Annotated in this window: 25 protein-coding genes and 1 tRNA gene; 13 read left to right on the forward strand and 13 right to left on the reverse strand. The window is 33.0% G+C overall.

All coding sequences use genetic code 11. The features are described from left to right. The first annotated feature begins 37 nt into the window (after window positions 1–37). Window positions 38–457 (forward strand): hypothetical protein, encoded by a 420-nt coding sequence (locus V1T75_RS13900; protein WP_330489106.1) that lies wholly within the window; start codon window positions 38–40, stop codon window positions 455–457. Between the two features lie 164 nt (window positions 458–621). Then, entirely contained in the window at window positions 622–1,164 is a 543-nt protein-coding gene (locus V1T75_RS13905; RefSeq protein WP_330489107.1) for a hypothetical protein, read from the forward strand. On the opposite strand, the gene V1T75_RS13910 is transcribed toward V1T75_RS13905, so the two are convergent. From V1T75_RS13910 to V1T75_RS13950, 9 genes are all read right to left on the reverse strand, one after another. Then, the gene (locus V1T75_RS13910) at window positions 1,161–2,156 is read right to left on the reverse strand and encodes a hypothetical protein (protein WP_330489108.1); all 996 of its coding nucleotides are present in this window, start codon (window positions 2,154–2,156) and stop codon (window positions 1,161–1,163) included. The two genes, V1T75_RS13905 and V1T75_RS13910, sit on opposite strands and share 4 nt — an antisense overlap. Before the next feature lie 21 nt (window positions 2,157–2,177). Beyond that, window positions 2,178–2,903 carry an aspartyl/asparaginyl beta-hydroxylase domain-containing protein gene (locus V1T75_RS13915; RefSeq protein ID WP_330489109.1) on the reverse strand — a complete coding sequence of 242 codons (726 nt, stop codon included), beginning with the start codon at window positions 2,901–2,903 and terminating at the stop codon, window positions 2,178–2,180. A 208-nt stretch (window positions 2,904–3,111) separates the two neighbouring features. Beyond that, complete coding sequence (locus tag V1T75_RS13920; RefSeq protein WP_330489110.1) at window positions 3,112–4,125, reverse strand: endonuclease/exonuclease/phosphatase family protein; 1,014 nt, start codon at window positions 4,123–4,125, stop codon at window positions 3,112–3,114. Continuing rightward, window positions 4,126–4,986, reverse strand: coding sequence for a rhomboid family intramembrane serine protease (locus tag V1T75_RS13925; RefSeq protein WP_330489111.1), 861 nt, complete (start codon window positions 4,984–4,986; stop codon window positions 4,126–4,128). A gap of 42 nt (window positions 4,987–5,028) precedes the next feature. Beyond that, window positions 5,029–5,754, reverse strand: a complete 726-nt coding sequence (locus tag V1T75_RS13930) for a rhomboid family intramembrane serine protease (RefSeq protein WP_330489112.1) — start codon at window positions 5,752–5,754, stop codon at window positions 5,029–5,031. A 7-nt stretch (window positions 5,755–5,761) separates the two neighbouring features. Next, entirely contained in the window at window positions 5,762–7,615 is a 1,854-nt protein-coding gene (gene mutL / locus V1T75_RS13935; protein WP_330489113.1) for a DNA mismatch repair endonuclease MutL, read from the reverse strand. Continuing rightward, window positions 7,616–7,897 (reverse strand): riboflavin synthase subunit beta, encoded by a 282-nt coding sequence (locus V1T75_RS13940; protein ID WP_330489114.1) that lies wholly within the window; start codon window positions 7,895–7,897, stop codon window positions 7,616–7,618. A gap of 177 nt (window positions 7,898–8,074) precedes the next feature. After that, the gene (ribH, locus tag V1T75_RS13945; RefSeq protein WP_330489115.1) at window positions 8,075–8,581 is read right to left on the reverse strand and encodes a 6,7-dimethyl-8-ribityllumazine synthase; all 507 of its coding nucleotides are present in this window, start codon (window positions 8,579–8,581) and stop codon (window positions 8,075–8,077) included. Continuing rightward, window positions 8,581–9,363: a tetratricopeptide repeat protein gene (locus V1T75_RS13950; protein ID WP_330489116.1), complete on the reverse strand. Its 783-nt coding sequence runs from the start codon at window positions 9,361–9,363 to the stop codon at window positions 8,581–8,583. Before V1T75_RS13950 ends, ribH begins: the two co-directional genes overlap by 1 nt. A 113-nt stretch (window positions 9,364–9,476) precedes the next feature. On the opposite strand from V1T75_RS13950, the gene recF reads away from it, so the two are divergent. From recF to V1T75_RS13965, 3 genes are all read left to right on the forward strand, one after another. Beyond that, window positions 9,477–10,556 (forward strand): DNA replication/repair protein RecF, encoded by a 1,080-nt coding sequence (gene recF, locus V1T75_RS13955; protein ID WP_330489117.1) that lies wholly within the window; start codon window positions 9,477–9,479, stop codon window positions 10,554–10,556. 25 nt (window positions 10,557–10,581) lie between these two features. Then, a complete protein-coding gene (locus V1T75_RS13960; RefSeq protein WP_330489118.1) occupies window positions 10,582–10,881 on the forward strand; it encodes a DUF721 domain-containing protein in 300 nt (99 codons plus the stop codon). 311 nt (window positions 10,882–11,192) lie between these two features. After that, a complete protein-coding gene (locus tag V1T75_RS13965; protein WP_330489119.1) occupies window positions 11,193–11,426 on the forward strand; it encodes a helix-turn-helix domain-containing protein in 234 nt (77 codons plus the stop codon). Window positions 11,427–11,750: 324 nt separating this feature from the next. On the opposite strand, the gene V1T75_RS13970 is transcribed toward V1T75_RS13965, so the two are convergent. Both V1T75_RS13970 and V1T75_RS13975 read right to left on the reverse strand, forming a co-directional pair. Further along, the gene (locus tag V1T75_RS13970; RefSeq protein ID WP_028892988.1) at window positions 11,751–12,170 is read right to left on the reverse strand and encodes a nucleoside-diphosphate kinase; all 420 of its coding nucleotides are present in this window, start codon (window positions 12,168–12,170) and stop codon (window positions 11,751–11,753) included. Window positions 12,171–12,279: 109 nt separating this feature from the next. Then, complete coding sequence (locus V1T75_RS13975) at window positions 12,280–13,287, reverse strand: alkaline phosphatase D family protein (RefSeq protein ID WP_330489120.1); 1,008 nt, start codon at window positions 13,285–13,287, stop codon at window positions 12,280–12,282. Window positions 13,288–13,368: 81 nt separating this feature from the next. On the opposite strand from V1T75_RS13975, the gene V1T75_RS13980 reads away from it, so the two are divergent. From V1T75_RS13980 to V1T75_RS14000, 5 genes are all read left to right on the forward strand, one after another. Next, window positions 13,369–14,397 (forward strand): DHH family phosphoesterase, encoded by a 1,029-nt coding sequence (locus V1T75_RS13980; protein ID WP_330489121.1) that lies wholly within the window; start codon window positions 13,369–13,371, stop codon window positions 14,395–14,397. After that, window positions 14,387–14,926, forward strand: coding sequence for a gliding motility-associated peptidyl-prolyl isomerase GldI (gene gldI, locus V1T75_RS13985; protein ID WP_330489122.1), 540 nt, complete (start codon window positions 14,387–14,389; stop codon window positions 14,924–14,926). Before V1T75_RS13980 ends, gldI begins: the two co-directional genes overlap by 11 nt. Beyond that, a complete protein-coding gene (locus tag V1T75_RS13990) occupies window positions 14,923–15,648 on the forward strand; it encodes an FKBP-type peptidyl-prolyl cis-trans isomerase (protein WP_330489123.1) in 726 nt (241 codons plus the stop codon). Before gldI ends, V1T75_RS13990 begins: the two co-directional genes overlap by 4 nt. A gap of 87 nt (window positions 15,649–15,735) precedes the next feature. Beyond that, window positions 15,736–16,785, forward strand: coding sequence for a peptidylprolyl isomerase (locus tag V1T75_RS13995; RefSeq protein WP_330489124.1), 1,050 nt, complete (start codon window positions 15,736–15,738; stop codon window positions 16,783–16,785). Between the two features lie 2 nt (window positions 16,786–16,787). Continuing rightward, window positions 16,788–17,360, forward strand: a complete 573-nt coding sequence (locus tag V1T75_RS14000; protein ID WP_330489125.1) for a phosphatase PAP2 family protein — start codon at window positions 16,788–16,790, stop codon at window positions 17,358–17,360. Between the two features lie 116 nt (window positions 17,361–17,476). Here the strand turns inward: V1T75_RS14000 and V1T75_RS14005 are convergent. After that, window positions 17,477–17,561: transfer RNA gene (locus tag V1T75_RS14005), tRNA-Ser, on the reverse strand. Between the two features lie 293 nt (window positions 17,562–17,854). On the opposite strand from V1T75_RS14005, the gene aroC reads away from it, so the two are divergent. After that, window positions 17,855–18,916, forward strand: coding sequence for a chorismate synthase (aroC, locus tag V1T75_RS14010; RefSeq protein WP_330489126.1), 1,062 nt, complete (start codon window positions 17,855–17,857; stop codon window positions 18,914–18,916). A 62-nt stretch (window positions 18,917–18,978) separates the two neighbouring features. On the opposite strand, the gene V1T75_RS14015 is transcribed toward aroC, so the two are convergent. Further along, window positions 18,979–19,818 carry a M57 family metalloprotease gene (locus tag V1T75_RS14015; RefSeq protein ID WP_330489127.1) on the reverse strand — a complete coding sequence of 280 codons (840 nt, stop codon included), beginning with the start codon at window positions 19,816–19,818 and terminating at the stop codon, window positions 18,979–18,981. 147 nt (window positions 19,819–19,965) lie between these two features. Here V1T75_RS14015 and V1T75_RS14020 point away from each other — a divergent pair, with 147 nt between their 5' ends. Both V1T75_RS14020 and V1T75_RS14025 read left to right on the forward strand, forming a co-directional pair. Beyond that, complete coding sequence (locus V1T75_RS14020) at window positions 19,966–22,710, forward strand: S8 family peptidase (protein ID WP_330489128.1); 2,745 nt, start codon at window positions 19,966–19,968, stop codon at window positions 22,708–22,710. A gap of 175 nt (window positions 22,711–22,885) precedes the next feature. Continuing rightward, window positions 22,886–23,950: a PA0069 family radical SAM protein gene (locus V1T75_RS14025; RefSeq protein ID WP_330489129.1), complete on the forward strand. Its 1,065-nt coding sequence runs from the start codon at window positions 22,886–22,888 to the stop codon at window positions 23,948–23,950. Window positions 23,951–24,404 lie beyond the last annotated feature (454 nt).

Genomic DNA, 24,404 nt, shown 5'->3' on the forward strand with positions numbered 1-24,404 from the left:
GAAAAATCAATATAAACCATTTAAATTTTAATTAAACATGATTTACGGAATCTCATTAGTATTTTTAAGTATAGTAGCAGTACCGTCTTTAATTCTATCAAAAAAACCAAACGCCAAAGAATTATTAGAAAAAATAGAACCTTATCAAGGGTGGATTGGACTTGTTTTCTGTGTTTGGGGAATTTGGGGAATTATTTCAGCCGTTTTAAATATAGGTTGGTTAACTACAGCACCAATATGGTGGGGAACCTTTTTAGCAGGAAGTATCGTTGAAGCAGGGTTAGGCTTTATGTTAGGATACGGAATGATAAATAAATTAGTATTATCAAACAATCCTGAAGCTAGAGAAAAAGCAGAAATATTGAGAGGGAAGATTGCTCCAAAACAAGGAAAATTAGGATTGTTAGGAATAGCTGTAGGAATATGGATGATTGTAGCTTCATTTATATTCATATAAACTAATTAACTAAAGGAAAAGAACAAAAACGATATAACATTGTAAACGAAGGCTTCAATAAGATGGGAATGTGGGGTTGCTATCAAAAAATCAAAAAAAAGCCTTGTTTGCAATGTTTTTTATAAGATTAATATTATTTCATAACGCAACAGATTATGCTAGAAATGAAAAGAAAGACAAATGTTTTGGGAATAATAACACTGCTACTGTTATTTGTAAGCTGTCAGAAAGAAACTCCGCAAAAAGTGATTGAAAAAACAGTGCTAAAAGCTAATTTATTAATGGCTAATTACGGGATAGGATATTTTGAACAACTTAAAGAGTTGCAAAAAAATGAGTACCTAACGTATTACGATAGCGATGGGGAAGAATATGCTGCTACCTACTCTCAATACCTTCATAAAGTAACCATACCAGATCTTGAAAAAAGTCTTAGAGAGATTCAAAGGTTAGCAGTAAATGAAGATTCAAAAGAGTTAATTAGTACCTCAGTTGCGCTGTTTGAATTTTGTATCGATTTTTATAAACAAGACTATGCTGAAATTGCTTATATGTATGATGAAGGAAAAACTCAACAAGAAATTAATCAGCTGCTGAGAGAATTTAAAGCAAAAAGTTTAGAGGAGTTTAAAGAGAAAAACCGTACACTAGAAGAGGCGGCCAAAATTTATGCTGAGAAAAAAGGAGTAAACTTGAAGTTTGTTTAAACAATTCTTAATTCAAGCTTGGGTTTAGAGCCAAGTACATATCGAGAATAGATAGTTAAGAGCTTTTTTTTGTTGTTAGAAACATCCTGAATGTATTTAGGAGCGGTTAAACCACTTTCATTGATAAGAAGTTTTTCATTTTTATAAATTGTAATTCCTGTCATCACCACAATCTCTAAAGCTATAGAAAGCTCTTTGCTCTTTAAAATAGTCTGTTTTTTAGTAAAATTTAATTCGGCTGTAGTTTTGTCAAACCACCAGTCATTAGAGCCCATAGCTTCCTTACTAACTTCAAAAACGTTGTGATGTGAGCGGTAATATTTTTGTTGAATGTTAGGTTCATCATTTTTGTAAGAGCTAGTACCAATAGACAACGTTATTTTCTCAGGAATAAAAACAGTATCTGGATTAGACTGCCTCATTAAATTATAAAAAACAGCAACCTGTTGCTCACTATCCAACGCACGTTGCATGGTTTCGCTTACAATAATATCAGGAGAAATGCTTTTAGCAAACTGATATTTTGTAGCATCTGTATTTATAAAATTAATACGATGTGTTTCTAAATCGAATTTTTGAATTGTACTTTTTAACGCTTCAAAACTCAGGGGGTTTATTTCTAAAAGTGTATAGGTTATATTAAAGTTGGCATACCTCAATACAAAAGGAAGGATAAGCGAAGCAAAAGGACCTGTACCCGCGTAAAGGATATGTAATGAGTCTTTTTGATGAATTCTTTCCTGAATAGCCCTCTCAATTCCTTTGATAAATTTTAGAGTTCTTTCTAAATCATCAAGGCAATTAGCCGCCCATACTGTACCTATTGCAATACCATTTTTACAATGGATATTGTTTCGATACGCTTCACTATCTATGATTTGGTTTGAAATGCTACGCAGAAGTTGTTTGTACTCTTTTAAAGTAGAAGAATAATCAGAACTTTCTTCAAAGAGTTGAGAGCTAATGCGTAATAATTCATCTTTTAAATTCATTGTAAGTTTTTATAAGAGCTGTTATTTTGATGCAAGCTTTATAAGTGTCTGCTCCATTTCATGAATAAGCTGTTTTGAAGCAGGTTCATTTTGATGTTTTAACTCGTTTAAAATCAAACGAATTGTTTCTGGTGAATCAGTTTCTTCCTGTATGGGGTGGAAACTTTCTTTAGGAGCGAGTGAATAAAATAATGCATCAGACCATTCATTTCTTATAGCATCAATAACCAAATGAACACGATCTTCAGTTCCTTTATTAGCAACAGAATGTAGGTAATTTACATTCGTATACCAACATTCACCAGGCAACATATTTAATTGCTCATCATTTAAAATAAATTGAACTTGGTTATTGGTAACAATTGGAATATGTATACGAAAGCTTCCATCTTCATACCCTAGTTGATAATCGCGATGAGGTTTTATCTCTGCACCAACACCTAAACGTAACAAACGAGCTGATAAAATAGGAGATTGAAAAGAGTTAATGACCTCTCTAAAATAATTACAATCATTCATTATGGGGGTTTCTTGAATCGTATTGTTATCGTTTTGAAAGGCATAAATATTAGAAGCATCGCCATTGCTAGTATACAAAGGAATTGCTTTCCACTCACCTTCATATCCAGATGTGTTAAAGTGAGGAATCCAATGTTGGTTTACAACGAAAGCGTAGTCATACAAAAGCTTATCAATATCAAAAAGAAAAGGAAGCTTTAAAGATGCGGTAGTTTTAAGGTCTCTCACTTGCATGTAAAGATTAAAGTTCAAATAATTTACTAGCAAGTTACTAGAAAAATTATAAAAGAAGCACTTTTTTAGCATAAGTGCTCGATTTTTAAGCATGTATGGAAGCATACTCAAAACATAAAACTAAACGGCTAATTCGTTTTAGAATTGTTTTTTAGGTTTAAGCACAACTTGTATTCAGTGAAAAACTTTTGCTAAAGTAAAATTACCAATGCAAACGAGCCATCACAGGGTAGTGGTCAGAAAGCTTAAGATCTCCGTAGGTTTTAAACTGATTAATGGTCGCTTCTTTATCCGTTAAAACAAAGTCGATACGCATAGGGTAGACGTATCTAAAAGATTTACCTAGACCGATTCCACATTCAATAAAAGCGTCTTTTTTATCAGAAGCCAATTGTTTATAAGCCCAAGAATAAGCAGTGTTGTTAAAGTCACCACAAACAATTTTTTTGCCTTTCCAAGAGTACTCATGTTGTTGAATTAATTGAACCTGACTTACTTGTTTTACAAAACCATTTTCTAAACGTTTAAATAAACGCTCAGAACTTTTTTCTCCAAAATTTTCTTTTTTCGGATTTAGCTTTAATGATTCTAAATGTACATTATACACACGAATAGTGTCTTTTTTTACAAGAATATCAGCAAAAATCGTATTGTTAGCACTCTGTTTAAAATCGAGAGAACCAGCATTTATGATTGGGTGTTTGGAGTAAATAGCCAATCCAAATTTATTCGTTTTCGTTTTCGTTTTGATGTATTTATAAGGAAGTTTAATGTCTAACATTTTAGAGTTGTAAAATTCCTGTACAGCAATAACATCTGGACTCTCATTATTGATGAACTCGTAAATCTTCTGCTCGGTCGTTACATCATCTTCGTGTTTATAATGGTTGAATAGATGTACGTTGTAACTCATTATTTTTAAATCATCATTTAAAATGACTTCCTTATTAGAGAATTTAACCAAGGGAGTAGAAGCAAACCACCCTATAGCCAAAACAAGTAATGATAACAAAGCATTTCGATGCATTTTAATTAGCCAATACACAAAAAAAGCAATGTTTACGATAACTAAAAACGGAACAAACAACCCAAAAACAGCAAGGAAAGGAATCGTTTGTGGAGATATGTATGGAAGTGCATATGATAGCAATAAGACAGCCGCAAAAACTGAATTGATAAAGAATATAAACTTATGAGTTATCGAAAACTTTTTCATCTAATTTTTTCCTTGTTTAAATAAAAACTCTTTTTCACTTTTACTTAAAGTGTCGTAACCAGACTTACTAATTTTATCTAATATAGCGTCAACTTCTTCTTGGTTTCTAGATTTATCAACGTTAGGTTTTGGTGTTTTATTACCAGATTTATAAACTGTTTTCAGTTTTCTTTCTTTTTTAGAAAAAAGGTTGTTTATCGATTTAAAAATAGCGAGCTCCTTGTTACTAGCGCTACGAACATAGAAAAAACCAAATAAAGCACCACCAAGGTGTGCTAAATGTCCACCAGCATTCCCTGCTGGAATTTGAATAATATCAAGAGCAATCCAAATACAAGCTAATACCCACAATTTTACAAAACCAATTAAGGGAAATTTTAATTCGTAATTGGGGATATAGGTAGCAATACCAATAAAGATGGCAGAAATACCTGCCGAAGCACCCAGCAAAACACTATTATGAGCAACGTTTTGTAAAGCAGGGAAAAAATTATAACTCACAACAAAAATAATCCCTCCAAACAGTGTTCCCAATAAATAAAAACTAAGCAATTGCTTGGGAGTAAAGTATTGTTGGAATAAATGCCCTATATAAAATAGAGCAATTAAATTGAGTAAAATATGTAAAAAACTAGTGTGTAAAAAACCATAGGTTATAATCGTCCACGGTTTTAGGATAAAATCATCAAAGTTGGCAGGTAATGCAAGCCATTCTACTAAAAAATTTGTTTTTGATTGAAAAAGAAATCCAAAAGTATTACTTATAAAAACAAGTAAGAAAACAGCTAAGTTTACATAAATTAATTGTTCTACAATTCCTGCATGTTTAAATCTATATTTTAAGTTTTCAAGTACATTCATGATGTATAACTTCAGTAAGAATGAAAATTTTTAGCTACTAAATTAATGAAATTTAAATTGATTTTTTTTCCAGTACCAAGCAATAATAAAACCAATAATAGCTCCACCAATATGCGCAAAATGTGCAATGTTACCTATAGAATAGCTTGTCATACCAAAAAACAAGTCACTTAAAATGATTAGAGGAATAAAGTATTTAGCAGCGATAGGGACAGGGAAGAAAATCAATGCTAGTTTGGCATTAGGATAGGTCAATCCAAACGCAACTAAAACTCCATAAATAGCACCAGAGGCACCAACGGCAGGGGTATGATATAAGCTATAAAACTCACGCATAGTTTTATTAGATAAAGTTATTAAGCTATCGTTATACTGCCCAGAACTTAAAATGTTTTGAATTTCAGCAGGAGAAACACCCATTCCAATTAGCTGTTCGTATATTCCATTAAATTGATAGTAATTGGCAAGCGTGTAAATTAAACCTGCGCCAATACCAGCGGAAAAATAGAAGAATAAAAATTTATTTCGTCCCCACATTTGCTCTAGTGGAGTACCAAAAGCCCACAAACCGTACATGTTAAAAAGTAAATGTGCAGGACCACCATGCATAAACATGTGCGTAATATATTGCCAAGCTCCAAAATGTTCATTTTTGGGATAATGTAAAGCAAATAGATTAGTTAAATCCATGTTTAATAACTGTGGAGCAAAATACATAATCACGTTAATAATTATCAAATGCTTTATGGCTTGTGTTAATCTAGGCATAGTACTTTTATTTATTAAAAATGGCATCTATTTCATTTAAAGCTAATGTTTTAAATGTAGGTTTGCCAAAGGGTGAAATGTTAGGTTCTTTGCAAGAAAACAAATTGTTTACTAAATTTTCTTGTTCTTTAGCATTTAAAGAAGTTCCTGTTTTTATGGCTAGTGACTTTGCAAATGATTTTGCCATCACGTCAAAGTGGCTAAAGCTAGTATCAGGGACTTCGAGTTTAATATCGTCTAATAGTTGTTCTAAAATAAGAGTGATTTGACTTTCACTTATTGAAGTGGGAATTCCAGCAATAACCACACTTTCTTTAGTGAATTCATCAAACATAAAACCAGCACTCTCTAAATCGGATTTTATACTGTATATCATTTCTATGTCAGATGAAGAAAAAGAAATGTTTACAGGAAACAGCAGTTGCTGACTGCTTGCTTCTTTAACAGTAATATTCTCTAAAAATTCTTCATACAAAACACGTTGATGTGCTAAAGATTGATGAATTAATACCACACCTGATTTTATAGAACTCAACAAGTATTTTTTTTGAATTTGGAAGGTTTTTCCTGTTTCAGTTTCTTGTTCAGATTCAAAAAGCTGCTCTTGCTGAATAGGTTCAAAAGTTTCAGAATTGCTATACAAAGCTTCCCAGTTTCCAACATCTTTTTTAAAGTTAGATTGGTAACTCTGTGTTGTACTGCTTTTCGGAGAGCTACTCGTACTCAAAGGCTCTTTATAATTAGTTTCCGTTTTAAACGGATTAAATGTAGGATCAACAGTTATTGGAGGAACAGATGAATTACTCTTTTTACTATAATCGTAAGGAGTATCTAAGGTAGCATCTCTGTCAAAATCTAATACAGGAGCTACATTATACTGTCCCAAACTGTGTTTTACAGTAGCACGTAAAATAGCATACAATGCTTTTTCGTTATCAAACTTAATTTCCGTTTTTGTCGGGTGAATGTTGATATCAATTGTATTAGGAGGAACCTCTAAATACAAGAAATAAGAAGGATGCGAACCATTTTCTAATAACCCCTCAAAAGCATTTACTACAGCATGGTTTAAATAAGAACTTTTTATAAAACGGTTATTTACAAAAAAGAATTGTTCACCACGTTTTTTCTTTGCAAATTCAGGTTTAGCAACAAAACCGTTAACAGTAATAATATCTGTTTGCTCATTAATAGGAACCAATTTTTCGTTCATTTTAGTTCCAAAAATAGCTACAATACGTTTGCGTAAGTTACTTTTCTTTAAGTGATAAAGCTCGTTGTTGTTGTGGTGTAATAAAAAAGAAATAGTAGGATGTGCCAAAGCTACACGTTGAAATTCATCAACTATATGACGCGTTTCAACAGTGTCAGATTTTAAAAAGTTACGACGCGCAGGAATGTTAAAAAATAAGTTTTTAACAGCAATACTAGTTCCTTTCGCGGTTGACACTACTTCTTGAGAGGTTATTTCACTTCCTTCAATTTTTATCTGTGTTCCTAACTCAGCATTTTCCTGCTTCGTTTTTAATTCAACATGTGCAATGGCAGCAATAGAAGCTAAAGCTTCTCCACGAAAACCTTTGGTGGTTAGATTGAATAAGTCTTGTGCATCTTTAATTTTTGAAGTGGCATGACGTGCAAAACTTAAACGGGCATCGGTAGCGCTCATTCCTTTACCATCATCAATTACTTGAATTAATGTTTTTCCGGCGTCTTTTAACAATAAGGTAATCGAAGTAGCACCAGCATCAATAGAATTTTCAATTAGCTCTTTTACTACAGAAGCAGGGCGTTGCACAACTTCTCCTGCAGCAATTTGATTCGCAACATGGTCGGGTAGTAGCTGTATAATATCGGACATTTAGTTGTTTTTAGGGGAAAAAATTGTAAGGTCAAAATCGATAATAAACAAGAAAATAAGCGTTAAAAGCAACGCTATAATCACGATGGTTTTGTTCAGTTTGTAACCAGATTCTTTTAATTCGTCAAAAGCAGCATTGAATTTTCCCTTTAAACTCTTTCTTTTTCCAACAGTAGTTCTGTACTCATCAAACTTATGTTTTACTTGATAAGGGTTACCTTCCCCTTTGTAATAACGAGGTTTGTAATCGAACTTTTTATTTTCTCTTTTGATAAATCCCATAAAATTATTGCTTCTTTAATAGCTTAAGTGGAACAAAAATCACACCAAATAAGACGAATTCCAAAGTTACTGAATTATAGACAGGTGGTCAAAAAATGTGTATAAATTAAAGTTAAAAAGCGTCAAGATTATATTGAATCTTGACGCTTTGAATACTGTTTTCTCTAAAAGGGTTGTCTAAAAACCTACAGCGTTTGAGCTGCGCTCTTGATTCTTAATTGCTGCCATTTTAATTGCCGCTACGGCACATTCAATTCCTTTATTTCCTAGTTTACCACCAGAACGATCAATAGATTGTTGTTTGGTGTTATCAGTCAATACACAGAAAATTACAGGAACATCGTATTGAATGTTTAAATCTACAATTCCTTGAGTAACTCCTTCACATACAAAATCGAAATGCTTGGTTTCACCCTGAATCACATTCCCAACGGCTATGATAGCGTCCAATTTTTGTGTTTCGATCATTTTTTTGCATCCATACACTAATTCGAAACTACCAGGAACATCCCAAGAAACAATATTTTCCTCGGTGGCTCCACAATCTAGTAAAGTTTCAATAGCACCTTTATGAAGGTTTTTAGTGATTTCAGGATTCCATTCTGAAACAACAATCCCAAATCGAAAAGGTTTCGCATTTGGGATTGTTGCTTTATCGTAATAAGATAAATTTGTTGTTGCCATTATTGAGCGTATTTTGCACTGTTGATATATTTTTCAATATCTCTTCCTTGATCAGAATCAGCGTATTTTTCTTTAATGGTTGTATAAAGTTTTTCAGCTTTACCATACTCTTTTAAGTCCATTGCAACTTGAGCTGCTTTGAATAAAAATAGAGGAGTCGTAAATTGATTGTCTTTTTTATTAGCTGCTTTTTGGTAGTAATCTAAAGCATCTTCTGGTTGGTTAATATCAGCAAAAGCATCACCAATTGCACCAATAGCAGTAGGCCCTAATAACTCGTCATCAGACCTAAAATTTCCTAAATACTCAATAGCTTCTTCATACTTTTTCATCTTTAAGTAAGAAATACCAGCATAATAGTTTGCTAAGTTTCCTGCCTTTGTACCACTGAATTGATCTGCAATATCAATAAAACCATACTTTCCATCGCCCCCTTCTAAACCTAAAGTATATAAAGAATCGGCAATAGCACCAGCAGAAGTACTTGCTTTTTCGAAGAAAGTACGAGGGTATGCTAATTCGTTAGAAGCTTCTTGTTGTGTTGGTTCAGCAATAAATTTATTGTAAGCTAAGTACACTAAAATTAAAGCTGCAACAGCTACCAATCCGTAAAATAATGGCTTGCTATTTTTTTCAATCCACTCCTCTGATTTATTCGCGGTATCATCTAAAGTATTAAATACTTCAGCTGTAGTACTTTGAGATTCATCAAATGTTTCTTCTACCTCTTGTGTAACCTTTTCTTTCTTAGGTTTATAACCTCTTTTCTTGTATGTAGCCATAATTGCTTAAAAAATTAGTGGCGACAAAAATAGTTTTTTTAATTGGATTTTAAAAGTCGTTTTTTCGTAAATTTTCGATAATTTGCGCTTTCTTTTAGTAACAGGGCTTATTCATGTATTTGCAAAAACTATCTTTGGTAAATTTTAAAAATATTGAATCGCAAACTTTTGATTTTCAAAAGAAAATTAACTGCTTTGTAGGAAATAATGGTATTGGAAAAACCAATGTGTTAGATGCAATTTATTACCTGTCATTTGCGAAAAGTTACTTCAATTCGATTGCTGGGCAAAATATCCGACACGGTCAAGATTTTTTTATGGTTGAAGGAGATTATTTGTTAAATGATCGGCAAGAAAAAATTATCTGCTCCTTAAAAAGAGGTCAGAAAAAAGTATTGAAACGCAACGGGAAAGCTTACGAAAAGTTTTCTGAACATATAGGGCAGTTACCCTTGGTGATCATTTCTCCTGCAGATAGGGATTTAATTGTTGAAGGAAGCGAAACTCGTCGTAAATTTATTGACGGAGTCATCTCTCAACAAGATAAAAAATACTTACAAGCGTTAATTTCGTATACCAAAACGATAAGTCAGCGAAATGCATTGTTAAAATACTTTGCTGCCAATAGAACATTTGATGCGCTAAACTTAAAGGTATACGATGAGCAGTTAATTGAGTACGGAACGATTATCTATAACAAAAGAAAAATTTTTTTAGAAGAGTTTGTACCTATTTTTAATGCCAAGCATAAAATTATTTCTGGAGCCAATGAAGAAGTAAATTTGCGTTATAAAAGCCAGTTACACGAGGTGTCTTTAGAAGTTTTGTTGCAACAAAATTTAGAGAAAGATAGGATGCTACAGTATACATCGGTTGGGATTCATAAAGACGATTTAAATTTTGAAATAGAGGAGCATCCAATCAAAAAATTTGGTTCTCAAGGACAACAAAAATCCTATTTAATAGCATTAAAATTAGCGCAGTTTGAATTTATTAAAAAGCAGTCTAACGTTACTCCAATTTTATTATTGGATGATATCTTTGATAAGTTAGATGAAAACCGGGTGGCTCAGATTGTTGATTTAGTAAATAGCGATGAATTTGGGCAAATTTTTATCACAGATACGCACGCCGATCGAACAGAGGAGGTGATAAAAAAGAGCAATCAAGAATATCAGGTTTTTAAGTTATAATTAGCAAGGCAAAAAGTAAGATTAAATGGCCAAAAGAGAAAACGATAGCTTTTCAATTAAAGATTTAATGGGGAGTTTTATTCAAGAGAATAACAAACTGAAAAAAGGTTTTCAAAAAATACATATTGATGAGGCTTGGGAGAAATTAATGGGGGCAGGGGTTGCTTCCTACACAAGTGAGGTAAAACTACAAAATGGAACACTAGTTGTACGTTTGTCTTCCTCTGTATTACGAGAAGAATTAAGTTACGGGAAAGAGAAAATTATACGTATGATAAATGAGGAAATTGGCGAGGAATTGGTGAAAAAAATAATGTTGGTTTAGCTTTTAAATTAAGTAGCATGGGGAATAATAGATTTGTACCCGAACTTTTCGGTGGGCTATTTGTTTCTGATTTATCAAACCTCTCTCTGTTGTTTTTATTTGTAATATGATGTGTTTTTTTCTTGATTTACGATTATTGTTAACTCTTTCCTTAATCAATTTTACATAAAATTCTAGTATCGTTGTTGTCCAGCTGCGATAACGAGATTTGCTGTGTAATTCATAACTCTTTCAATTGTAGTTGTTTATATGGTGGCTAAAAAGATTCAAATCAATTTGTTGTATTTTTACACAGCAAAATTGTCGTATCATTGATTGAAATTTGTTTGGTGGATAACGAACAACTAAAAAAGAAAATAGGGCAACGTATTGTAGCGTTGAGAAGTCAAAAGGGATGGAGTCAATCCGATTTGGCTAAAGCTTGCAATAAAGATAGACGAACACTTGAAAAGTTGGAAAAAGGAGAGGTCAATCCAACAATCTATTCACTATTAGAGATTTGTAATGCTCTGGGGATTTCCTTAAAAGAGTTGGTTAATTTTTAATCAATTCCTCAATCTTCAATACTTCTTTTCGTCAATTTATTTCTAGCTCTTTTTCTGTCGTTAATGCGGATTTAAAAAAGTACTTCCCTCTATTTTTTAATCAAATTTTAAAGAAAAATTCATACATTATCAAAAGTATATAGAAGAAAACGGTTATCGAATTCTTTAGGTTTTTGAAAGTGGGGTAATTGATCAGTTCACCTTGCTTTTTTAAGAAACAAAATAGAAGTATGAATTTTTAGTGTATCTCATCGATAGTAAAAACAAAAAACTCGTTACAATTAAGTAACGAGTTTTTATAGATCTTATTAAGAAGCTTCTTTCTTAGAACATTTCTCTACCAGAAAAGTGGAAAGCACCTTCGATAGCTGCGTTTTCATCAGAATCAGAACCGTGTACTGCATTTTCTCCAATAGAAGTAGCGTATAACTGACGAATAGTTCCTTCAGCAGCTTCAGCAGGGTTTGTAGCACCAATTAAGGTTCTAAAATCTTCAACTGCGTTGTCTTTTTCTAAGATTGCAGCGATGATTGGTCCGCGAGTCATAAACTCTACTAATTCACCAAAGAAAGGACGCTCGCTGTGTACTCCGTAAAAAGTCTCAGCATCACGCTTAGTCATTTGTGTTTTTTTCATAGCTACGATTCTGAAACCTGCAGCATTAATTTTTTCTAAAATTGCACCAGTATGTCCGTTTTCAACAGCATCTGGTTTAATCATTGTAAAAGTTCTATTTGTTGCCATTATTAAATGTAATAAATATCAGTATATGATAAATTCCTTAATTGTTGTTATTTATGCAAACCTCGCATAAATTCGGCGCAAAAATACACTTTTTAATGTTATTAACAAGTTAAGGGTATATTTGATTGATTTCTTGTAAGATAGAATGGTTTTTACCACGCATTTGAAAACTAACTTTTTTAGCTTTTAAATCCAGTAGCAGCGTTCCATAGCTTAAAGAGTTTACTACATTACCAATTCTTACGTCATTTTTTTCTGAGGTAAATGAAGAATAAGCGTGTGTTAATCCACTTGATGTAAAATCAATAATAGGGTAAGCAAGTCCTTCAAGGGTTATTTTAGAAAACTCAGAAATATGTCTATCTCCAGAAAGAAGAATAACATTGGTGTTGGTTGATTTTTGAATCAAACCGAACAATTTATCCACTTCGTGTGGAAAGTTAGCCCATTTTTCAAATCCGTGCTCTTTAGGTAGTATTTGAATGCTGCTAACTATTACAGTAAAGGTTGCTGTAGAGTTTGTTAATTCGTCGGTAAGCCACTCCCATTGAGTTTTGCCTAAAATAGTACCTTCGTTATAGGGGTTTGGTTGAAAACGTTGTCCGTTTGTACCCTTGGTAAGCGAGGTTCTAAAATAGCGAGTATCTAAAACAATAATCTTAACACTACCATCTTTTGTGTGAAAAGTTTGAGTGTGATAAACTCCTTTTTGTTTTCTCCTAGGAGAATCTTTTGGTATATCTAAAAAGTCTAAAAATAATTGTTGACTTTGATCTTTCATTTCAAACTCGACTCCTGCATCATTTTTGCCATAATCATGATCATCCCATGTAGCAAGCACAGGAATCTTAGTCGTTAGTTCTTTATAAGCTGTTACTTTTTTTTGTGTATTATACATGCGTTTCATTTTACGCATGTTATTCGTATCGGCATAAATATTATCTCCACCCCATACCCATACGTCTGGTTGTAGTGATAGAAGGTCTTCCCAAAATGGATTGTTAAGTCTTTGGTTGTTACAAGACCCAAAAGCAATGGTAAATGTTTCTTGACTAAAAGAAACAAAAGATATGCTTAGAAAAAAGATTAAAAAGGCTGTAAATTTAGTAGATTTCATTAAGTTTTAATTTTGAAACGAAGAAACAAAAAGAAACTCATAAAAAGGTTAATATAGCATTAATTTGTATATTCGCCTTTTATGATTTTAAAACACTTTACAGAACTGCAAGAATTCTTGTCAGAACCTAGAAATGTTGTAATCATTGGGCATAGAAACCCAGATGGAGATGCAATAGGTTCAACATTAGGATTGAAACATTATTTAGATAAAAAAGGACATACGACTCAGGTGTTGATGCCAAATGAGTATCCTGATTTTTTACATTGGATTCCGGGATCCGAAACCGTAAAACGTTTTGACCGTCAAAATACTCAATCAGTCAAAGCTTTGAGAAAATCGAACCTCGTTTTTTTATTAGACTTTAACGCGTTGCACAGAGTGGGGGGTGATATGCAAAATACATTAGAGCATTATGAACACGATTTTGCGTTGATAGATCATCATCAACAACCAGATGATTTTATGTATATGTATTCAGATACAACCATGTCTTCAACATGTCAAATGGTATATAACTTTATTGAAATGATGGGAGATGTTGCGTTGATAGATAAAAATATAGCAACTTGCTTATATACAGGGATTATGACCGATACAGGTTCGTTCCGATTTAGATCAACAACCAGTACTACCCATAGAATCATTGCAGACTTAATAGATAAAGGAGCTGAAAACGATAGGATTCACAGCAATGTTCATGATGCAAATTCATACAATAGACTGCTGTTATTAGGGCAAGCATTGAGTAACATGAAAGTTTTACCTGAATACAAAACCGCTTTCATTACCTTAACAGAAGAAGAGAAAAAGAAATTTCACTACGAAAAAGGAGATACTGAAGGAGTGGTTAATTATGCGTTATCTTTGAAAGGAATTGTATTTGCAGCCATCTTTATAGAAGATGAAGAGCAAGGAATGGTAAAAATATCTTTCCGTTCCAAAGGGAAGTTTTCTGTAAATCAGTTTGCACGGAATTATTTTAATGGAGGAGGACATGATAATGCAGCAGGAGGAAGAAGTGATGATAGCATGGAAAATACGATAGAGAGATTTAAGTCGTTATTACCTACATACCAACAAGAGTTAGAAAATTCGTATGAAGCATAAAACAATACTTTTTGTTCTTGTCACCTTAGTTGTGATTTCTTGTAAAGAACCTCAGGCAAGAAGACCCAAGCAACAAGGTACGACCAATTTTTATAAAGAAGTTCTTAAAGAAAATAAGAAGCTAAATGCTTTAGAGAAAAAACGCTTGGAACAATGGGTGGCTAAAGATACTATTAAAGAGTATAAAAGTTCACCTAATGGTTTTTGGTATGCTTATATAACAAAGGATACCTTAAACTCTTACACTCCTCAAGTTGAAGATTTGGTCATGTTATCATACGATGTAACCGACCTTCATGGAATGGTTCTTTATGAAAAAAAGGAGAGAAGTTATAAGGTAGATAAGGAAGATTTTATTCCTGCATTGCAAGATGGAATAAAGTTGATGAAAAAAGGAGAAACCATTACATTTGTCATTCCATCTTACAGAGCTTTTGGAGTTACAGGTGATGGAAATAAAATAGCTGTAAATCAGCCAATACAAAGTACAGTAACATTAATCGATATAAAATCAAAAAAAGAAGAATGAAATTAACCAACATTTTAGCAGCTACAGTTGTAGGTTTATCAATTGTTTCATGCAGTAACGGTCAGTTTAAACAAAAAAGTTCATTAGCAACAGAAGTAGACTCTGTAAGCTACACTTTAGGTTTAGATATGGCTAATAAAATCAAAATGAATTTTGATGAAATGGATCAAGATTTATTTGTACAAGGATTTAAAAACGGAATGGACTCTACAAATTTATTAGTTGAGTCGAAAGATATAAACAATATTTTAAGAGCATTTTTTCAGAAAAAACAACAAGAAAAAATGAAAGAAATGCAAGAAGAGCAAGCTAAAAAAGCAGAAGCTGAATTTGGAGATAACAAAAAGGCTGGAGAAGAGTTTTTAGCTGCTAATAAGGCAAAGGAAGGAGTGAAAACTACTGAAAGTGGTTTACAGTATCTTGTTTTAAAAGAAGGAGAAGGAGAGGCGCCTACCGCAAATTCTAGAGTTAAGGTTCATTACCACGGTACTTTAATAGACGGAACAGTGTTTGATAGCTCGGTAGAAAGAGGAGAGCCAACTGAATTTGGAGTAGGTCAGGTAATTAAAGGATGGACAGAAGGTTTACAGTTAATGAAGCCTGGAGCTAAATACAAGTTCTTTATCCCTCAAGAATTAGCTTACGGAGCACAACAAAGAGGACAGCATATCAAGCCTTTCTCAGCGTTAGTTTTTGAAGTAGAGTTATTAGAAGTAAAATAAATAAAACTTAAATAGTTGATAATTAATTAGGTTAGCACTTGTTGTTAACCTAATTAATTGTTTATAGGAGAACTTAAATTAAAATAAATGAAATTAGTTAAAATAGTACTTGTAACACTAGTAGTACTTGTATCTTGCAAATCAGCGAAATACCCTAGTTTAGAAAACGGATTGTATGCAGACATCCAAACCAATCGAGGCGATATTTTAGTGAAGTTTTTTTACGATAAAGTTCCAATGACAGTAGCAAATTTTGTTGCATTAAGTGAGGGAACACATCCCAAAATGACCGATTCATTAAAAGGAATACCATTTTATGATGGGACAAAATTTCATAGAGTTATTAAAGACTTTATGATACAAGGAGGCGATAAAACAGGAACAGGTTCTGGAGATGCAGGGTATACCTTTGCAGATGAATTTCCTATGGATGAAGAAGGTAAGTTATTGTATAAACACGACGAACCAGGAATGTTGTCTATGGCAAATTACTCAAGACCTGTTACAAATTCGAGTCAGTTTTTTATAACACATAAAGCTACACCTTGGTTAGATGGAGGACATTCTGTTTTTGGTCGTGTTTTACAAGGTCAAGCTATAGTGGATACTATTCAGAAAAATGACTATATAAAGCATATCGAAATTTTAAGAATAGGAGAGGGTGCGGCTAAATTTAATGCACCAGTAGTCTTTGAACAAGAACTAGCAAACGTTGAAGAGAAAGAAGCAGAACGAAAGAAGAAACTAGAAGAGTTAAAACAAAAGTATCAAGAAGAACAAGGAATTCATAAAGCCATTACCACTGATTCTGGATTGAAAATTTTATCCTTACAAGAAGGAGATGGAAAAAAAGTAAATCCAGCACTACCAACAACAGCACACTACACATTGTATTTGGCAGACGGAAGAAAAATAGATTCTAGTTTAGACAAAGGAGAGGCTTTTGTTTTTACAGTTGATGATGAGAATTTTCCATTAATAGCAGGGTGGAAAGAAGGAGTAAAGACAATGAGAGAAGGAGATAAGGTTAGATTGTTTATCCCTTCTTATTTAGGGTATGGTGATCGTAGAATAGGTCCAATACCTCCAAAGTCAGATTTAATTTTTGAAATAGAAGTTTTAAAAGTAGGAAAGTAGTTTTGATAGAAAGTATTATAGAAAAAGATAAAGCGCTTTTAATTTATCTTAACAATTTAGGTAGTGAACAATGGGATGGTTTTTGGTTAACAATAACCAATCAATTTACTTGGACACCGCTGTTTGTTTTCGTGCTATTTTTAGTATTTAAACAGTTTGGGTGGAAAAAAGGATTGTTTACGGTATTATTTATAGCAATTATTGTTGCTTTTTCTGACCAATTCACAAATTTGATTAAAAACACAACAGAAAGAATCAGACCTTGCAATACAGAAGGTTTAAAAGAGTATTTAAGGAATTTTACATACAAGCCTAGAGGATATAGCTTTTGGTCTGGTCACGCTTCGTTATCTACTACAATAACTACTTTTATGATTTGGTTGTTGAGAAAGCACTTTAAGCTAATTTACTTGATGATTTTATTCCCTTTAATTTTTGGGTATAGTAGGCTGTATTTAGGAGTACATTTTCCTGTTGATGTAACTACGGGGTATGTTTCAGGAGTTATTTTAGGAACCCTATTTTATTTTGGATACTTAGCTTTAGAAAAGAAAATTGGCTTGGGAAAAGAATAGTGACGAAAGAGAGGAAACGGTATTGTCATTTAATCAATAAAAAAAAGCTTACAAAATTGTAAGCTTTTTTTCTTTAATCCCCTAAAAAAAAATCCGAAGCTTTCGCTTCGGACTTGCGGAGAAAGAGGGATTCGAACCCCCGGTCCTGTTACAGACAACGGTTTTCAAGACCGCCGCATTCGACCACTCTGCCATTTCTCCTGAGTGCCTCATCAGGTATTTCCTGATTGCGGGTGCAAATATATGACCTTTTTTCAATTCAAAAAAAGTTTTTCACTACTTTTTTTAATAAAATTGATGCTTTAAAAGTGTTGTGAAGCGTAACGCTTTTGCAATCAATAAGTTTGGGGTAAAATAAAAATCAAAAAAAATAAAAATTAAAAATAAATAGAATTCATAACGGGGTATAATAACGGATTAGCCCATAATTATAAGAATGAAAATTATCGTTTTTAGTAAATAAATTCTACCTTCGTCCTACTAAAGAACAAGGTATGTTTAATTCATTCGGAAATATTTTAAAGCTAACTACGTTTGGTGAGTCTCATGGAGTAGCAATTGGAGGGGTAATTGATGGATTCCCTGCGGGAGTGAAAGTCGATTTTGACGCTATTCAACAAGAATTAGATCGACGTAAGCCGGGACAATCTAAAATAGTAACACAACGTAAAGAACCAGATACGGTAGAGTTTTTGTCGGGTATTTTTGAAGGGGTGACTACAGGAGCCTCAATAGGCTTTATAATAAAGAATACTAATCAAAAAAGTAAAGACTACAACCATAATACAGATGTATACCGTCCTTCACATGCCGATTATACGTATGACAAAAAATACGGAATAAGAGATCATAGAGGTGGTGGAAGAACATCTGCAAGAGAAACCGCTAATTGGGTTGTAGCAGGAGCGCTGGCAAAGCAATTAATCAATCACATTAACATAAATGCATTTACGTCATCTGTAGGAGACGTTTTTATGGTAAAGCCATATCAAGATTTAGATTTTTCTAAAATTGAAAGTAACATTGTCCGTTGTCCTGATGAAGCATCAGCAGAAAAGATGATTGATAAGATTCATGAAATACGTAAAGCAGGTGATACTATCGGAGGAACAATAACCTGCGTAGCTCAAAATGTACCTGTAGGGTTAGGAGAACCTATTTTTCATAAGTTACATGCAGAATTAGGAAAAGCAATGCTTTCTATTAATGCAGTAAAAGGTTTTGAGTTTGGAAGTGGTTTTTGTGGCGCAAAAATGCAAGGATCAGAACACAACGATATTTTTAATCCAGATGGAACGACACAAACTAATTTGTCAGGAGGTATTCAAGGAGGAATTTCTAACGGAATGGATATTTACTTTAGAGTAGCATTTAAACCAGTAGCTACAATAATGCAAAACCAAGCTACGACAAACTCAAAAGGAGAAGCTACCGAGATTCACGGAAAAGGAAGACACGATCCTTGTGTAGTGCCGAGAGCTGTGCCTATTGTTGAAGCATTAACAGCTTTAGTGCTCGCAGATTTTTGGTTGATGAATAAAACTAGAAAAGTTTAAAAAAATAAAAAGCCCAGATACATGTATCTGGGCTTTTAAATATCTTAAAAATACGATTCTTTCTAGTAAAGAGTTAACATTGCATTTTTATCGTTATTGTTAAATGTAGTAGCAGGCCCACAAGATTGCATAATAGAAGTATTGTCAGATCCAGTTGGAGTACCCGCAATATGAATAGCTCCTACACCAGCGCTTCCTTCATTAACATTTTGTCCACAGCTTTCACGTGTTTGATAATCTGTATGACGGAAACCAATACAGTGTCCAATTTCATGAGCCATAGTTCCAGCAAGTTCGCTAGAAGTAGGTGCGATAGATAATTCAAACCATCTACTGTTAATACCAAAACCTTTAGCAGGATCTCCTCTTCTAGTTGGGAAACCAGCAGCTCTACCTAAAGTGATAAACCCACCACTTTCTAATTCGTAAAACTCATTAACTTCAATATCAGCTTTAGATTTACCCTTACCACCATAAGAAACTCTTTGGTAAGTTAACTGAGAACCTAAATTGTTTAACATAACAATTGTTTTGTCTAAAGCATCAGAACCTAAAGTTCCTAAATCAGGAGAAACACTTACTGTAATGACTCTAGGTAACCCTGTTACCAAGTTCGTAGTTCGGTAATGTTCAGTGTTTGGAATGTTCGCTCCTTCACCCAACTCATCAATTTGAGCAAAAGTAAAGAACATGTCTTCTACAGCAATTCCTTTTTCTCCCATAAAGGTCGTTACTTTGGCTGAAGAAGTTTCGAAATAAGCAGCTTGTAGTTTTGAAACTATTTCGGGCGTAATTTCGTTAGTTTCGTTGTTTGGAATAGTCTCTTCTGAAGAGTTACATGCAGTAAATAAAATAACTGCAAAAGCCAAAAGGCTTAATAGTTGTGAATTTAAATTTTTCATTTTTTTGAAAGGATTTTTATTAAAAAATTTCAACGAATGTATGTTTTTATAATGGAATATGCAAAAAAAGTGTTTTATTTGCGTTAATAATATATTTTTATGAGGCTGTTTTTTCTTTTTGTTTTCGGAATATTTGTAACGTTTAAAATGTACTCACAAGTTGATTTTCCTGATTATATTAAAAAAATAGAACCTCAAAAAAATCAGGAAAAAGAGTTGAAAAAAAAATATTATTTAATTCATAAAAAAGAGCTGATTTTCAATGAGAAAGAAGTGCGTGTGGTACGAAAATTAGACGAGAACTTTTTGATAATAACCAGAAAAGAAAGTCCGTATTCTTTTAAAGGAAAGTTATTTGATATAAATAATAGTTGGAAACAATCGTATAGAGTCTCTCGGTTGTCAAAGAAAAAGAATAAAGAGGTAAAGGTTGTTGTTAAAACAATCAATTCAAAACGATTCTTAGATGAAGCAAAAGAAAAAAATATAAATATTGAAGTACAGCATCAATATAAAAATATTCTAACTCTAAACGTATCTTCAACTGAGATAAGTAAATTAACCTCTATGTATCAGGTAGTTTATATAGATATTCAAATAGCTCCTCACCCAGAAAAAATACCGATTGAAAAAGTAGATTTCAGTGTCAACGAGATATATAAACTTCAAAATGATTTCAAAATGATCAATGGAGAAGGAATGATTGTTTCTGTAAAAGAATTGTTATTTGATGTTGAAGATATTGATCTAAGAAACAGAGTAAAACTATACGGAAAGGAAGCAGAAGATGTTTCCAGTCATGCAACCTCAATGGCTACCATAATAGGAGGAGCAGGAAATAGTACGTACAACTCCAAAGGAGTTGCTCATCATAGTTATTTGTCATCTTCAGACTTTAGTACGCTATTACCTGATAATGACACTTACTATGTTGATAATCATATATATGTTCAAAACCATTCTTACGGAACAGAAATAGAAAATTTTTATGGAGCTGAAGCGAATGCATATGATCAAAGCACAATTGACGTTCCTGAATTGCTTCATGTATTTTCTTCAGGTAATACAGGAGAAGCAACAGCTAACGAGGGAGCTTATCAAGGAATAACGGGATATGCCAATATGACGGGTAATTATAAAATGGCTAAAAACGTTTTAGTGGTTGGAGGAGTGAATAAAGAACTAGTAGTAAATACGAGAAGTTCAAAAGGGCCTGCTTATGACGGTAGGGTAAAACCAGAATTGGTAGCGCACGGTCCAGATGGAACATCAGATGCAGCCGCGATAGTCTCTGGTTTGGCAACGTTACTACAGCATAAATATAAAGAGAAAACAAACAATTTTCCATCTTCGGCATTATTAAAATCCCTATTAATTGCAGGAGCTGATGATGTCGGTCCAAAAGGAATTGACTTTAAAAGTGGTTACGGTAATGTAAACGGTTTTCAAAGCATGAGCATTTTAGAAAACGGAAGATATATTAATGATGAAGTCTCAGGGAATGAAATAAAAGAATATTCAATTCCTATCAATACGACAGCAAAAGAAATACGAGTGGCGTTGGTTTGGAATGATGTTCCTGCAAATGTTAATGAAGATAAGGCATTGGTAAACGATTTAGATTTAGAAATAAGTAACAGTGTAAATTCGTGGTTGCCTTGGGTATTGGATGTGTCACCCTCTCAAAGTTCATTAGAAAAAGAAGCTACACAAGGAGAAGATCACTTAAATAATGTAGAGTTAATTACAATTGAAAATCCTACGACAGGCACATATAGTATTAAAGTAAAAGCAAATTCATTAGCAACTGCGACGCAAACATTTTCCATCGCTTATTTTTATAAGTCCAAAGATACCTTTACATGGAAGTATCCTAATAAAGAAGATAAATTACCAACAGAAACAGATCAATACGTACGATGGACTAATAATTTAGACTTTCCTGTAAGTAAAATAGAGTATGCTATTAACAATGGAAGTTGGACAGAAATAACAAACGCTACAAATATAACAAAACCATTTTTACGTTGGTATACTCCTGACGGTAATGGAGTAGCCCAACTAAGGGCTTTGGTAAATGGAGTATATTATACTTCTGAAGAATTTGCCATCTCTAAGGTTGTTACACCTGCGGTTGATTTTAACTGTGATGAAAATATTCAATTTAGTTGGGAACCGGTTCCAAATGCAACCACATATAATGTGCAACTGCTAGATGATACTTATATGTATACAAATTCAATAGTAAACGAAACGAATATTGTAATTCCAAAAAGTACGTTTAAAACACCTTATGTGTCAGTAACACCAGTTTTTAATGGAGGAGTAGGAGTTAAAGGACAAACAATAAACTACAATTCACAAGGGGTCAACTGTTATTACAAGAATTTTTTAGCCTTTGTAAAAAATGAAAATGTAGTAGATGTTCGATTGAGTTTAAGTACTTTGACCAATGTAGCTTCAGTGGTCTTTGAAAACACACGTAATGGAGAAACAGAAGTAATTCAAACATTTGTAAATCCCAGTTTGCAGGAGCTTCAAACGGAAGATGATAAGGTTTTAGGAGGAGAAAATGAATACAGAGCTACAATTATTCTTGATGATGGAACAAAAATTTATACCGATAGTGTAAAAATAGAGTTCCCTTTTAATAATACCCTAAAAATCTATCCAAACCCTGTAATAGCTTCCGAAGGAATGTTTGTGTATTCAAGAGGAAACAACTTAGATATAGAAATTGTAGATGTTACAGGAAGAATAATCTACACCAATACAATTCAAAAAATAAGACAAACCATTCCTATACCAAATTTTAAAACAGGTTTATTGTTTGTGCGTATACTAAAAGATGGACAGCAAATAGCAGTAAAGAAAATACTCGTAAAACCGTAAGTTTTTTAATAAGTAAGATTAAGGTTAAAACTTTTGTGTTATTTTTTGTAATTTTACAAAGTCACTTCGGATGATTTCGTTACTCTATCGAAATTGTATCGAGAAGTTTATACAAACCTGTTCTCGATAAAGTCATTCTAAAGACAATTTTATAATATTTTATTTAGAAATGATTATGGACTACATTAAAGGACGTGGTGCACAACACAACACACACAATAAATTTATACAACATCAACACCAGGTGTTGGATGACTTCTTGAACTATTGCGAAGTAGAAAATGAATCAGCAGACAATAATAAAACAACCTATTTAGAAATTTATCCTAAAACAATTTTAAATAAAGTAACCAGTCCAGATATTGGATTTTCTTACTCAATGAATCCATATCAAGGTTGCGAACACGGCTGTATCTATTGTTATGCACGTAACTCGCACGAATATTGGGGGTATTCAGCTGGATTAGACTTTGAACGAAAAATACTGTACAAAGCCAATGCGCCAGAATTGTTAGAGAAAAAATTACGAAGCCGTAATTGGCAACCACAAAATATTATGTTTTCAGGGAATACAGACTGTTATCAACCGATAGAAAAGAAACTTGAAATTACCCGAAAAATGCTACAAGTACTATTAAAGTTAAAGCATCCCGTAAGCATGATAACAAAAAATGCGCTAATACTTCGTGACTTAGATATTTTAAAAGAAATGGCAGCGATGAACCTAGTGAGAGTGAGTATATCCATCACATCGTTATCAGAAGAAACAAGAAGAGCGGTCGAGCCAAGAACAGCAACAATTAAAAAAAGATTAGAAACAGTTAAGGTGTTAGTAGAAAATAATATTCCAGTAAATGTTATGATGGCACCAATTATACCTTCAATTAACAGTCATGAAATATTACCATTAGTAAAAAAAGTAAGCGAATTAGGAGCAACATCAGTTGCATATACAATAGTACGTTTGAATGGAGCGATAGGAGAAATTTTCACCAATTGGGTAAGAAAAACGTATCCCGATAGAGCAAACAAAATACTGCACCAAATAGAAGACACACATAAAGGCTCGTTGAATGATTCACGTTATGGAAGTAGAATGAGAGGAGAAGGAAAAATAGCAGAGCAAATAAATACACAGTTCAAGCTAGCAAGAAAACTATATTTAAAAAACCAATCACTCCCTCCACTAGATTATACCAAATTTGATAAATACCAAACGAATCAAACAACACTGTTCTAAATAAAATATTGTCAAAACATTTTTCATACAATATATATAATGTATTTCAAATAATATGATTTGTTGGTATGGGCGTTTCACTTTATTGTTTGTTTCCGCTGCGCTATACCATAATAAAGTGTCGGGCTTTCCGCTGTATCTTTTGCTTAGTCTGCTAAAGGCAGCCTAAGTAAAAGGATGCCGCTTCAATCCCTAACGCGGGTTATCAGTCGTTAGTCTAATAGTCGTTAGTTATAAATAAAGTAGTAGTTTTCAATAATCAATTAGTTGGTAACTTTTAAGTAGTTTATTTTTATACTATAAAATAAAAGTACTTTTACCCGATACCCAATACTCAATACTCAACTGCCAAAAGCTAACCACCAACTACAAAAAGTGAAAAAACTTTCAGATATAAAGAGTTAGATTATAGCGGGTTAAAAAATAGTTTTAAAAAAAGATAAAAAAAGTCATT

The organism is Tenacibaculum sp. FZY0031, from assembly GCF_036350695.1.
Classification (GTDB): Bacteria; Bacteroidota; Bacteroidia; order Flavobacteriales; family Flavobacteriaceae; genus Polaribacter.

Coding starts and splice junctions, on each gene's coding strand:
- V1T75_RS13900 (WP_330489106.1), top strand. CDS start 38: ATGATTTACGGAATCTCATTAGTATTTTTAAGTATAGTAGCAGTACCG.
- V1T75_RS13905 (WP_330489107.1), top strand. CDS start 622: ATGAAAAGAAAGACAAATGTTTTGGGAATAATAACACTGCTACTGTTA.
- V1T75_RS13910 (WP_330489108.1), bottom strand. CDS start 2,156: ATGAATTTAAAAGATGAATTATTACGCATTAGCTCTCAACTCTTTGAA.
- V1T75_RS13920 (WP_330489110.1), bottom strand. CDS start 4,125: ATGAAAAAGTTTTCGATAACTCATAAGTTTATATTCTTTATCAATTCA.
- V1T75_RS13925 (WP_330489111.1), bottom strand. CDS start 4,986: ATGAATGTACTTGAAAACTTAAAATATAGATTTAAACATGCAGGAATT.
- V1T75_RS13930 (WP_330489112.1), bottom strand. CDS start 5,754: ATGCCTAGATTAACACAAGCCATAAAGCATTTGATAATTATTAACGTG.
- mutL (WP_330489113.1), bottom strand. CDS start 7,615: ATGTCCGATATTATACAGCTACTACCCGACCATGTTGCGAATCAAATT.
- V1T75_RS13940 (WP_330489114.1), bottom strand. CDS start 7,897: ATGGGATTTATCAAAAGAGAAAATAAAAAGTTCGATTACAAACCTCGT.
- ribH (WP_330489115.1), bottom strand. CDS start 8,581: ATGGCAACAACAAATTTATCTTATTACGATAAAGCAACAATCCCAAAT.
- V1T75_RS13950 (WP_330489116.1), bottom strand. CDS start 9,363: ATGGCTACATACAAGAAAAGAGGTTATAAACCTAAGAAAGAAAAGGTT.
- recF (WP_330489117.1), top strand. CDS start 9,477: ATGTATTTGCAAAAACTATCTTTGGTAAATTTTAAAAATATTGAATCG.
- V1T75_RS13960 (WP_330489118.1), top strand. CDS start 10,582: ATGGCCAAAAGAGAAAACGATAGCTTTTCAATTAAAGATTTAATGGGG.
- V1T75_RS13970 (WP_028892988.1), bottom strand. CDS start 12,170: ATGGCAACAAATAGAACTTTTACAATGATTAAACCAGATGCTGTTGAA.
- V1T75_RS13975 (WP_330489120.1), bottom strand. CDS start 13,287: ATGAAATCTACTAAATTTACAGCCTTTTTAATCTTTTTTCTAAGCATA.
- V1T75_RS13980 (WP_330489121.1), top strand. CDS start 13,369: ATGATTTTAAAACACTTTACAGAACTGCAAGAATTCTTGTCAGAACCT.
- gldI (WP_330489122.1), top strand. CDS start 14,387: ATGAAGCATAAAACAATACTTTTTGTTCTTGTCACCTTAGTTGTGATT.
- V1T75_RS13990 (WP_330489123.1), top strand. CDS start 14,923: ATGAAATTAACCAACATTTTAGCAGCTACAGTTGTAGGTTTATCAATT.
- V1T75_RS13995 (WP_330489124.1), top strand. CDS start 15,736: ATGAAATTAGTTAAAATAGTACTTGTAACACTAGTAGTACTTGTATCT.
- aroC (WP_330489126.1), top strand. CDS start 17,855: ATGTTTAATTCATTCGGAAATATTTTAAAGCTAACTACGTTTGGTGAG.
- V1T75_RS14015 (WP_330489127.1), bottom strand. CDS start 19,818: ATGAAAAATTTAAATTCACAACTATTAAGCCTTTTGGCTTTTGCAGTT.
- V1T75_RS14020 (WP_330489128.1), top strand. CDS start 19,966: ATGTACTCACAAGTTGATTTTCCTGATTATATTAAAAAAATAGAACCT.
- V1T75_RS14025 (WP_330489129.1), top strand. CDS start 22,886: ATGGACTACATTAAAGGACGTGGTGCACAACACAACACACACAATAAA.